Source organism: Sporosarcina sp. P13 (assembly GCF_002743055.1).
Classification (GTDB): Bacteria; Bacillota; Bacilli; order Bacillales_A; family Planococcaceae; genus Sporosarcina.
The window spans coordinates 20,706-32,043 of the sequence record NZ_PDYM01000034.1 but is presented as its reverse complement, the minus strand read 5'-3'; the positions used below and the strand labels follow the sequence as shown (position 1 = coordinate 32,043).

Below are 11,338 nucleotides of genomic sequence, written 5' to 3'. Positions count from 1 at the left end.
GGTGTGCCGGCATCTGTTTGAGTGAGTAACTGATTATCTTCTGGTGTTAACATTTGAATAGATCCTCCTCGTTTACTAAAGTTCTATTTTTATTGTTATGCCATTTCTGCTTCCATAATCTGTTCAATTTTTCCACGGAAGAATAGCAATGGTTCAGCTGAATCATCATAGGCAGCGTTTTTCACATGACCTGTCACAATATAATGATCTCCGCCCTCAATGACTTCTGCTACATTACATTCTATTGTAGCTAGATTTCCATTTAACAAAGGAACTCCATCTTCCGATACTGTATACGATGCTCCTGCAAATTTGTCATCAGCTCTTTTTGCAAAACGCCAGCAATCCTCTTCTTGTTCTTTTTGAAGGATGTTGATTGCAAAAGGGATGTCTTTTTTCAATGTTTGTAGACTGCTTGACTTTTTATCTATACAAACTAATACTAAAGGCGGTTCTAATGAAACCGATGAAAATGCGTTTGCTGTTAACCCAATTTGTTCACCTTTATCACTAGTCGCTGTTATTACTGTCACACCTGTTGCAAAATGTCCAAGTGTATTTCTAAATTCTCGTGGGTCCATATTTATTCCTCCTCTAATTTAAATAAGTTTTATTTTTCCAAGTAACAAGAAAATCTGTAGCGCCATTTGAATTTCAAAGCGGCTACTGGAATTTGAAAGATCAACTGAAAGTAACTCCTCGATTCTCAGTATTCTATATCTCATTCCACTAATTGAAATTGACATCTCGCGTGCAGTTTTATGTAAATTAAACTCATTTTGCGAGTAGTAAAATAACGTTTCTAGTAGCTCCGAATTCTTTTTTTCATCGTAATCAAGGATTTCTTTTAATTTCCCCTTTGCAAATAACTCTAATTCCTCTGGTTCTCTAGCATTTAGAAATAATGTTAAGTTTCCTAATTCACTTGATAAAATAACACCTGAATTACGTGATCGAAACTTTGCTAATTCAACAGCTTTTTTCGCTTCTTTCGCCCGATTATTATAATCAATGATCTTTTCTGTTTTATCGCTAATTCCAATGCAAATTTGTTTTTCTCTATTGTCTATTTTCTTTAATAATCGCTCGCCAAATTCTTGGATAGTTATTTTTTCTTTCTCAAGAAATTGCTCCGGAACAATTGTCTGAATAGTATTTAGTTTGGTTAGGACTGGAATATTAGATGTATACTTATTCTCATTTTGAAATAAGTCAGTCAACTGCCTTCTAACTTTTAGATACTCATAATTCGTATTCATGTCTTCATCTATAATTCGTTCATTTATTTCAATGTAAATGATGTAGTGGGGTTGTTTTAAATCGTAACCAAGATAAGTAAAGCGATTATGAATTTCCCCAACATCTGCACTTTTTTCATTAAGTAATTGCTCAAGAAGTTCCCCCTTGAGTCTTTGTTCTGTTGCAATAGCAACCCGTTCGTTTTGCATATACAAAGCAATTATTACTGCTACCCGTTCAAGTAAATCTATATGAAAATTATCAGTTTTTCGGTTTAATGCTATTGTAATAAATCCATAAACCTTATTTTCAAGCAATATTGGGACCGTCAATAATTTAAACGTTTTATCCTTGAGCTCAGTTTCAACAAATTCAGGAATACTTTCGTAACCCTCATCCCAGAAATTCTTCGCTGACATATTCTTTTCCATACCAGGATTATCTCCGTATTTACCAACCATTTCGTAATTCATATTTTCAATTAAAACTGCACAGTGTAAACTCTTTCCTAGGATTTCAGCGAATTCCATGAACCCGCCTCCTTGGAGCATTACTTTTGTTAAATTACGACTTAATGAGTAACCCGTTTCGAGTCTTTCTTTCTGACGTTCTACTTTTTGATACATTTGATCAAGTTCACCTGACATATCTTCGTCTTCGTAGTAGAGAAGTTCTTCAGAAATTTCATCTCCCCATTCTTCTACTGTTTTTCCAATATAACTGCAGTGCTCGTCTCCCTTACCTTTACATTTCACTTCTTTAAAAATTATTCTCTTGCCTAAACACTCACTCGTATAACCACTTGCATAGCCAATTAAGAAATAACAAATGGGTTCTACGTGCATTGGAAAATATTCTAAGTGTTGTTTCACTTCTGAGGAATCAATCCAATATCCAGAAACATTGAATAACCCCTCATCCATATCTACATTGAAATGTTCAGGATAGGATAAGGATCTGCCTGTTAAATCATGCATCTTAGAACCCGCAATCAGCCATTCAAGTTCATCTTTCCACTCAACTTTTTCTTTCAAAATACGGGCTTCATGCATTCCTGATCGGTAAGCATATCTCAATATAAATCTTTTAGCTCTTTGAATTCCGAGCGCATTGATCAAATCTGTTCTAAGCACTGCCCATGCATCCATACTTGTTAGTGAAAAGTTTATATCCTGGAGTCTTTCACCTGGCATAGTAGAAATGGCAAGCAAATCATCAAGTGTAAGTTCACTGGCTTTAAGCTTCAATTAAATCACCTTCACAACGTTGTCTCGGTAAATGTCGTTCAGCAAAATTAGAAAGGCTTTCCGTCACGCCTTTTTTCCCAAATTGTAAATAGAGCTTTTTTTCGTTGTAGAACCCATGTAAAAGCAAGTAGCGCAAATAGTGATCCATTGCTTTACGTCGTGAAACGATATCCTTCATTCCGTAGTCAAAGAGCCAGCTATCAATTACATTAAATATCCCTCGGTTAATCGAATAGCTCCTTGCACACCATTCAAAAAACCGCCTATCAGGTAAATGAAAAAGATCGTCAACTTGTTCTTGAGAAGCGACTATGTTCATTTCTAATGCATACATTTTTGGCACCTCCTTTATTTACTTTCCAAGAATCGGAATTCACAAAAGGAGGCAGGACCGCTGCCTTCTTTTGTAGATTCACTAATTACTTACCGACGTAAATGATTTCTAATGTTTCCATGCGCAACCAATGGTAGCGCTTCCAATTAGATAAAAAAACTTCGAATACTTCGTTAGTACCCTCATCATACATTCAAAGTCTAAATTAGGATAGGTTTAAGAACGTTGTACAATATCCCAAATCATATATGATCTATTTACTTTTTTCGCATAACAAAATTCAAACTTGCTTCCAGATATTCACCTTTATCTTCGAACTTTGTTAGAAGGTCTAAGCGCACACCATCTGCCACGTCGTTTTCTAGCCATTCATCATCATCTGGGAACACTTGTGTAATAAGCGTTTCGTGCCCTTCTGCTTCAAACATTAAATGAAGATGTGCGGGGCGCATTGGATGCATTTCTGCGTACTCCAGGAACTCACCCGTAGGACCATTTGTAGGAATTGGATAAGGAGTCGGCTTAATCGTCTTCACTACAAAATCCCCATTTTCATCCGTATAGAAATGACCTCTTAAATTATATCTTGGAGCAACTGAGTCAAATGCAGAGTAAGTGGCATCCGTATCGTTGTGCCACATCTCAACTTTTACATTACTAAGTGGATGGCCATCTACGCTGCTTACATTTCCTTTGAAATACAAGATTTCCCCTGCTTCGTCAGGACGTTGTGTCAACACAAATGGCTGGTCAGCTTCCGCTTCTATTAACGGTGACCCCTCGATGAAATATGGCCCTAATAGTGAAGGTTGTGTTCCCGGTGTTTCTGTATACATTGATCGTAGCACATGCGTTTCTAGGAATACATCCGCAAAGAGTGGAAGTTCACCTGTCTTCCCTAATCGATCAGCCCAGTTCACGAAATTTGTATACTCCTCGTGATTAAGTTTCGCTTCATCAAAAAACGATTGTATATGCTTTACAAATAAATCAAATACCTCTACAACACGTTCATTTTTTTTAGTTGCTTCTTTTTGCATAATTAAGTCCCCCTTAATCAATTAGTAGATTAACATTTTCAATCGACTTTGCACCAAAAGTATTTGGTATATATTGAGTCTACAAAAAAGTTAGAATATTAACTCTACACTTACATCTTAGTCTAACCTAAAATCAAATTCAATATATGTTTAGGTCTGACTACCTCTACTAATCAGACCTTTTAGTACTAACCCTATCTATTAGACACTCTTAATAAATATTCAAGACCCATAGTCTTTGTCAATACCAATTGTATCAAATCCGTTTTATCATTCTTTTATTAATTAAAAGAATGCTTACACTGAGACATTATAATTCAGCATAAGCAATTTCATATTAATTATATTTAAACGTTTACTATTTCTGTCGCTAGTTTTCCAAACTTTCCACCGAAGTAAGTTAGTGCATCACCTTCATTATTAACAAAGTTCTGTACTTCTCCCACAAATAAGACATGATCGCCGCCATCATATTCCTTCCACGGCTTACATTCGATATAAGCAAGCGATTCATCAAGACGAGGAGCATGTTCGCCTTCAACCCAGTTAAAAGGTACAACATCTTTCGGTCGTCCTGCAAAATGCATTGCCACATCCTCTTGGGAAGCATTTAAAATATTTACGGTAAATGCGTTGTTTTTCATATGCTCAAATGCTTTTGTTTTGCGATCCACTGACACTAGAACAAGAGGTGGATCTAATGATACAGAAGTAAAAGAGTTTGCAGTTAGTCCGTGAGGTCCATTTTCTGTTTTGCACGTCACAACCGTTACACCAGTTGCGAATTTCCCCATACAATTTCTAAATTCTCTAATATCCATTCATGTGACCCCCTACAATGATTTTATTGTGCATTAGTTAAGGCATATGGTTTCCTACCTAATAGATAATAAGCTTGTTCTACTTTTTGGTGGCGAATTAGTTCACGAATTCGTGTTGACGAGATAACCTCACCATTTGAACACGTAACGACAGGATGCTGAAATGCATTAAAGTATTCAGCTAAATCTTCCATTGAACCACTTTTTCCTTTGCCGAAGTGAAAGCCTGGTCCAACCCATACTTCTTTCGGTTTCATTCGTCTTAGCTCATCGATAAAGTCTTGCACACTTCTTGATGCGTACACCTGGTCAAACGAGGCGAAAACGGTATAGGAAACACCCAACTCTTCAAGAAACTTTTTCTTTTCTGGCAGTGAAGTCAGCATAGATTGATTTTGAAAATAAACTTTAGGGGGCGGATCAAAAGTATAAACAACTAGTGGTACCCCATAACTATCCGCTTGAGCCTTAGCTTTACTAATCAATGCTTGATGTCCCCTATGAATCCCGTCAAAAGCACCAATCGTCACAACAGATTGATTCAGTTCTAGTTGATTGTTTTGCAAACAAATCATAATAGTCGCCTCGCTTTCTCAATTATACGAAGAGAGAAGGATATAAAAATCCTTCTCCTTTTGAATTTCACTTATACTGTGCGCATTACAAAATCTAGCGACGAAACTTTATGACCATCTTTTTCTTCAAGTTTTGTCATTAAGTCTAATCGAACACCGTCCGCTACATCTGTTTCTAACCATTTATCACCTTCGAAAAACACTTGAGTAATTAGCGTTTCATGACCTTCTGCCTCAAACATGAAATGTAAGTGTGCTGGTCGCATTGGATGCTGGTCCGTATATTCTAAAAATTCTCCTGTTGGTCCATCAGTCGGAATTGAATATGGGAGTGGTACAATTGTTTTAACTTCAAAGTTCCCATTCTCATCTGTGAAGAAATGTCCTCTAAAATTATATTTTGGTGCATCCGAATCAAATGCTGAATACTTTCCTGATGCATCATTTTGCCACATTTCTACTCTAGCTTTTGCAAGTGGTTTGCCATTTGTACTGCTAACATTCCCACTAAAGTACAGGACATCTCCCGCTTCGTCAGGACGTTGTGTTAATTCAAGCGGCTGTCCAGGTTTAGCTTCGATAAGAGGCGTTCCTTCAATGAAATATGGTCCTAATAGTGAAGGCTGAGTTCCAGGCTTTTCTGTATACATCGCTCTTAATACGTGAGTTTCCAAGAAAACGTCTGCATAAAGTGGAAGCTCTCCTGCCCGCCCGAGACGATCTGCCCAATTCACAAAGTTTGTATACTCTTCATGATTCAAGTTTGCTTCTTTTAAAAAGTTTTGTACATGCGATATAAATAAGTTGAATACCTCTTCTACTCGCTCATTCTTCTTCGTTAATTGTTTTACCATTATAATTTCCTCCCCATTAGTACTGTTTGAACTACTACAAATTCACTTTTTACTATAAGCATGTACATCATCATTATTAACCCATGTCGGATTTACCCAACCGTCTAGATCATAGTCATCCATACACTGCTGTACAAAGTCTTCAAACTTTTGTGCTCGGCCACTAGCTTTTGCCGTCGTTAAGTTTTCTAAGCGAATATTTTCGTTGTTACCAGAATAGTTTCTCTCATACAGCTCGTGACGACCACCGTATTCAGTACCAATTGCATCCCAAAGTAACTTGATTACTTTAATTTTCTCTTCAGCCTCTATGCCGTTTGATCCGCGGTATAACTTATCAATGATTGGACGCAATTCAGTATTTTTAAAGTCTGCTGCACTAGATGGCTGCACAATTAGACTCCCTGCAACGACTGTCTCAACAATGTTTTTTACATGTGACCAACCATCAGACATAAACACTCGATATGCCAATCCGTATTCCAAGTTCGGAAGGACAGTACCATTGGCTCCTTTTTCAGGATTCAGTGCCATTGCATCGCTCATCGCCCAGAACATATTACGATATGCAATGACTTCACCAATTTGAGCTTGAACACCGCGGAACGAATCCGTTCCATTCCCACGTAATGCTTTAATGAGTAGACCTGAAATGAAATCCAATTTCACTGCAAACCTTGTTACCCCGTGGAATGTTAAACGATGAAGGAATCCACTTTCGGCAAAAAATGAATTTGCTTTTTCAATGTCTTTATAAACGAGTACGTTTTCCCATGGAATGAGAGCATTCTCAAAAACTAGCACTGAGTCATTTTCGTCGAAGCGACTGCTAAGCGGATAATCGAAAGGACTTCCTGTAACAGCTGCATTCATTTCATATGAAGCACGACATACTAATTTAATACCTGGTGTATTCATATCTGCTACGAAGACAAGCGCATATTCTTCACTAGGAATTGCAAGTGCACCGTAGTGGGCAACAAAGTTATAGTTCGTCAGTGCAGAACCCGTTGCAACCATCTTCGCACCGCTTACTAAAATTCCTTCTTCTGTTTCACCTACCGCATGAATAAAAACATCTTTCACTTCATCAATAGGCTTATCACGATCAACCGGCGGATTAATGATTGCATGGTTGAAGAACCAGTTCTTCTCTTGAACTTCTTTATACCATCTTCTAGCATTATCTTCATATTCCCCGTAATACTCTGGGTTTGCGCCTAACGTTGCCAAAAATGATGCTTTATAATCTGGTGAACGCCCCATTTGGCCGTATGACATTTTAGCCCATTCTGCAATCGCATCACGCGTTTTAAATAAATCTTCAGGTGTTTCATCTGGCACGAAGAAGCGTTGTGTATAACCGCCATTACCAGTATCGGTTTCTCTCGTTAAGATATCTTTACGTTTTGGATCATGTAATGCATCATAAAGACTAGCGATAGAGCGTGCACTGTTTCTAAAACCTGGATGTGTCGTTACATCCTTTACTTTCTCACCGTGCAGCCAAATTTCGCGATTGTCTCTTAAACTTTCAAGGTATTCTGCTCCGGTCAACGGTAGTCTAACTGCTTGTTTTACTGTCATAAATATACCTCCTCTTTTTATTGCAAACGCTTACTAGTCTGAATATTACACTTAATATTTAATGTTAGTAACTGTAAATAAACAGTAATAAATGAATAATGACTAGCAGTTTTTGCGGGAGTGGTTTGATTGTTCCTTTTAAACACTGGGGTCTATATAGGCTAATAATAAAAAAAAGACGAATCAGAAAGCGATTCGTCTTCTATATTTTTCTATACAATATCCGCTGCGCATCGAAAACTCATATGACCTGTCGAACTATCTAAAGTATTGTGTGATCTCGCTGCTACCCTGTATCGATTACAATATGATTTATGACAGAGATAACTACCGCCCTTGATAATCTTATCTGTTCCAATTTGAGGACCAGTTGGGTCTATAATTAAAGAACTAGGAGGATGTGTGTTTGAAAACCAATCCGAGCACCATTCCCACACATTACCCACCATATTATAAAAACCGTAATCGTTAGGAGCATACTCGTCCACGCGCATTGCACCAGTAAATTTGCTCCCGTCTGTATGTTTGGAAGGGAATACCCCCTGCCATATATTACACTTGTGCTTACCTTTATATTTCAATTTATTACCCCATGGATACTTTTTCTGTACAAGCCCTCCACGTGCAGCATATTCCCACTCTGCTTCTGTGGGTAGCCTTCTACCACTCCAATTACAATAGGCTTGCGCATCATTCCAAGATACATGGACGACAGGGTGATCCATTCGATTACTGATAGATGAATCCAGTCCTTCAGGCATATGCCAACATGCACCTAAAACTTGTAACCACCAAGGTGTTTGTTGCACGGTTTGATGTACTTGTCGCTTTACTGTATCGGATACTAATAAATGAAAAACAAATGACCAACCATATTTTTCAGCATCTGTCCGATAACCTGTCGCTGTTACAAACTCTTTAAATTGCGCATTACTAACAGTGTATTTATCTAGTAAAAATGGTTTGAGTTGAACTTGACGCACTGGACCTTCACCATCATCCATGAAACCTTCGATATCTGTAGTCCCCATTAAAAAGTCTCCACCGGTTAACTCAATCATATTTTCAAAATGACGGCGATTTTTCATCAGAACACTTAATGGACTAGGCACAAACTTTTTATTCTCATATACTTTTGGCGTTTTGTCTCTAGTAGGACAACACTTTTTTATCACAATAGTCAGCCACCAGTCATCTACTTTATTATTTCCCCGCTGTTAATAGATCGTTCTTTAATTTAAAAACAACTTTTTCAATATACCCAGAATAATTAAATTCACCTTGATCTGCATACTCAGGGCTTACTGGATACAACAGATCTTTTCCAATATCCATTCCCTCGAACGCAGTTTTATAAGGTAAAGTCTTCTCCATTTTTAATTCAGCATACTTTTCATCATTAACATAAAGTGAACCGATTCCTGCGTAATCATCTGTTTTATTGAATGCAAATTGAATAACAAGTTCTCCTTCATCAAGCTTTTTATCAGAAACAATTTTGTATCTCTTAAATCCTGCATTGTACTCGTATACTAGTTGATTATTTTTAATGTACAGGGTGTATCCACTCTTATGGTTTCCAAGTGCAAGTAGTACGCCTTCATCATGACCTTTATGCTTAATTGGGACATCTATAGTGTAAGATCGATTAATTATTGGTGGTGATGCAGAATCACTTAAATGACTCATTTCCGGGTAGTAGATAAATGAACTCCTTGCTCTTGGCGAATCATCTGCTACGTTTGCAAACGCTTCAAGAAACAAATCAGATAGTGGAAGTACACCATTCTCTTCTGCTTCTTTCATCCAAAGTTTTTTCATTTCCTCTAATTTTTTAGGTTCTTCTTTCGCCAAATCATGCATTTCAGAAAAATCTTTATCTACATGATAAAGCTCCCATTTGTCATTTTCAAACGGTTCACCCTTCACATGCATTGTTAGTGCCCTCCATCCCTCACTGTAAATAGCACGATGTCCACTAACTTCAAAATACTGTGTTTTTTTAGCAGACTCTGCATTGCTATCAGTAAACGATTTAACAAAACTTGTACCACTTAGCGGCATTTGTTCGACACCTTTAATCGTTTCTGGTACTTCGATACCAAGCATATCGTAAACAGTTGCTGTTATATCACTGACATGAACATATTGTGATCGAATTGCACCTTTATCCTTAATGCCTGCTGGCCAACTAATAATGAGCGGTGTATGTGTTCCACCCGCATAAGTACTATTTTTATAGAACTTGAACGGTGTATTGCTCACTTGTCCCCAACCAGCCGGATAATCTGTTCCTGCTTTTTCACCTCCCATTTCTTCATAATTATCAAGTATATCGTCAATGTTTTCTGGAATAGTGTTATACGCCATAGATTGATTTACTGACCCCAATTTACCACCGATTGCACTTGCACCATTGTCTGAAAGAAAGACAATCATCGTATTGTCTAGTTCACCTTTTTCTTCTAGGAAGTCCATGAATCGACCCACTTGTTCATCGGTATGTGTTAAAAATCCGGCATACGTTTGCTTCATACGTATAAAAGCTTTTTTATTTTCTTCTGATAAATCATCCCATTTATCTACACCCGGATTTGTGGTTGCAAGCTTAGTATCCTTTGGTATTATTCCTAACGCTTTTTGCTTATCAAAGCGTTTTTGACGAATAACGTCCCAACCTTCATCATATACACCATTATACATATCAATATACTTTTCTGGAACTTGGTGTGGCTGATGCTGCGCACCAAAGGCCATATACATAAAGAAAGGGTTATCTGGAGCTACCGAAATATTATCTACTGCATATTGTATTGATTTATCAACGATATCCTTTGAAAAATGATAACCTTCTTTAGATGGTACCGGAATGGAATGATTGTCTTCTGTTAACTCAGGACGATATTGGTCTGCTGAATCTTCTAGAAAGCCATAAAAACGATTAAATCCTTTTCCAAGTGGCCAATTGTTATAAGGACCAGCAGGTGTTACTTGAGATGTCGGTGAAAGATGCCATTTACCAAGAGCATACGTATTATACCCATTTTCGGAAAGCACCTCAGCTATCGTACCAGCTTCAGGTCTTATAGATCCTCTTTTATTTGGAAATTCAGGACCATAGTCGAAGTTGGCTACACTCCCCATTCCTACTGTATGATGATTTCTACCAGTTAGCAATGATGCTCTTGTCGGAGAGCACAGAGGTGTTACGTTGAAGTTATTGTATCTAAGACCGTTCTTGGCAAGTTTGTCCAAATTCGGTGTTTTAATTTCCGACCCAAAACTCCCCAAATCTGAAAAACCTGAGTCATCTAATACCATATAAACAATATTAGTTTTAGATGGTACATCCCCTGTTTCTATCTCAGTAGACCTTTCTCCTACTTTTAAATTCTGTTTATCACTATTTGCACTTGAACTTTGTGCATCTAGTTTAGGGGAACATCCTGCTGCAACAGCCACCATGGAACTGATAGCAAGTACTTTAAAAAACGTTGAGTAATCCAGTTTTGACTTATTGAACAATGATTACAACCTCCTTTTTTATACTCAAACTACACTAACTACACTACATTGTATTCAGAATATTTTGTACCGTAATAAAGTAGTAATATATGAAGCCTTTCAAACATATTTTGCTG

At 37.4% G+C, this 11,338-nt stretch carries 10 protein-coding genes; all 10 read right to left on the bottom strand.

Features of this window, described 5'->3' with window-relative positions:
- Nucleotides 1-95 precede the first annotated feature (95 nt).
- The 10 genes from CSV79_RS13270 to CSV79_RS13225 all read right to left on the bottom strand — a co-directional run bounded on the left by CSV79_RS13270 (nucleotide 96) and on the right by CSV79_RS13225 (nucleotide 11,222).
- Entirely contained in the window at nucleotides 96-581 is a 486-nt protein-coding gene (locus tag CSV79_RS13270; protein ID WP_099689544.1) for a flavin reductase family protein, read from the bottom strand.
- Nucleotides 582-599: 18 nt separating this feature from the next.
- Nucleotides 600-2,486, bottom strand: a complete 1,887-nt coding sequence (locus CSV79_RS13265; RefSeq protein ID WP_099689543.1) for a XylR N-terminal domain-containing protein — start codon at nucleotides 2,484-2,486, stop codon at nucleotides 600-602.
- Nucleotides 2,476-2,820 (bottom strand): RNA-binding protein, encoded by a 345-nt coding sequence (locus CSV79_RS13260; protein ID WP_099689542.1) that lies wholly within the window; start codon nucleotides 2,818-2,820, stop codon nucleotides 2,476-2,478. The genes CSV79_RS13265 and CSV79_RS13260 overlap by 11 nt, the downstream gene beginning before the upstream one ends.
- Nucleotides 2,821-3,077: 257 nt before the next feature.
- Nucleotides 3,078-3,860 (bottom strand): dioxygenase family protein, encoded by a 783-nt coding sequence (locus tag CSV79_RS13255; RefSeq protein WP_099689541.1) that lies wholly within the window; start codon nucleotides 3,858-3,860, stop codon nucleotides 3,078-3,080.
- 347 nt (nucleotides 3,861-4,207) lie between these two features.
- A complete protein-coding gene (locus tag CSV79_RS13250; RefSeq protein WP_099689540.1) occupies nucleotides 4,208-4,681 on the bottom strand; it encodes a flavin reductase family protein in 474 nt (157 codons plus the stop codon).
- Nucleotides 4,682-4,704: 23 nt separating this feature from the next.
- Nucleotides 4,705-5,256 (bottom strand): FAD synthetase family protein, encoded by a 552-nt coding sequence (locus CSV79_RS13245; protein WP_099689539.1) that lies wholly within the window; start codon nucleotides 5,254-5,256, stop codon nucleotides 4,705-4,707.
- A 71-nt stretch (nucleotides 5,257-5,327) separates the two neighbouring features.
- A complete protein-coding gene (locus CSV79_RS13240; RefSeq protein WP_099689538.1) occupies nucleotides 5,328-6,110 on the bottom strand; it encodes a dioxygenase family protein in 783 nt (260 codons plus the stop codon).
- A gap of 42 nt (nucleotides 6,111-6,152) precedes the next feature.
- Nucleotides 6,153-7,697: a 4-hydroxyphenylacetate 3-hydroxylase family protein gene (locus tag CSV79_RS13235; RefSeq protein ID WP_099689537.1), complete on the bottom strand. Its 1,545-nt coding sequence runs from the start codon at nucleotides 7,695-7,697 to the stop codon at nucleotides 6,153-6,155.
- A gap of 212 nt (nucleotides 7,698-7,909) precedes the next feature.
- Nucleotides 7,910-8,809: a formylglycine-generating enzyme family protein gene (locus CSV79_RS13230; RefSeq protein WP_483315703.1), complete on the bottom strand. Its 900-nt coding sequence runs from the start codon at nucleotides 8,807-8,809 to the stop codon at nucleotides 7,910-7,912.
- Nucleotides 8,810-8,900: 91 nt separating this feature from the next.
- Nucleotides 8,901-11,222, bottom strand: a complete 2,322-nt coding sequence (locus CSV79_RS13225; RefSeq protein ID WP_233201453.1) for an arylsulfatase — start codon at nucleotides 11,220-11,222, stop codon at nucleotides 8,901-8,903.
- Nucleotides 11,223-11,338 lie beyond the last annotated feature (116 nt).

What these genes read in the sequence shown, in the direction of transcription:
- CSV79_RS13270 (WP_099689544.1), bottom strand. Translation starts at nt 581, where the DNA reads ATGGACCCACGAGAATTTAGAAATACACTTGGACATTTTGCAACAGGT.
- CSV79_RS13260 (WP_099689542.1), bottom strand. Translation starts at nt 2,820, where the DNA reads ATGTATGCATTAGAAATGAACATAGTCGCTTCTCAAGAACAAGTTGAC.
- CSV79_RS13255 (WP_099689541.1), bottom strand. Translation starts at nt 3,860, where the DNA reads ATGCAAAAAGAAGCAACTAAAAAAAATGAACGTGTTGTAGAGGTATTT.
- CSV79_RS13250 (WP_099689540.1), bottom strand. Translation starts at nt 4,681, where the DNA reads ATGGATATTAGAGAATTTAGAAATTGTATGGGGAAATTCGCAACTGGT.
- CSV79_RS13245 (WP_099689539.1), bottom strand. Translation starts at nt 5,256, where the DNA reads ATGATTTGTTTGCAAAACAATCAACTAGAACTGAATCAATCTGTTGTG.
- CSV79_RS13240 (WP_099689538.1), bottom strand. Translation starts at nt 6,110, where the DNA reads ATGGTAAAACAATTAACGAAGAAGAATGAGCGAGTAGAAGAGGTATTC.
- CSV79_RS13235 (WP_099689537.1), bottom strand. Translation starts at nt 7,697, where the DNA reads ATGACAGTAAAACAAGCAGTTAGACTACCGTTGACCGGAGCAGAATAC.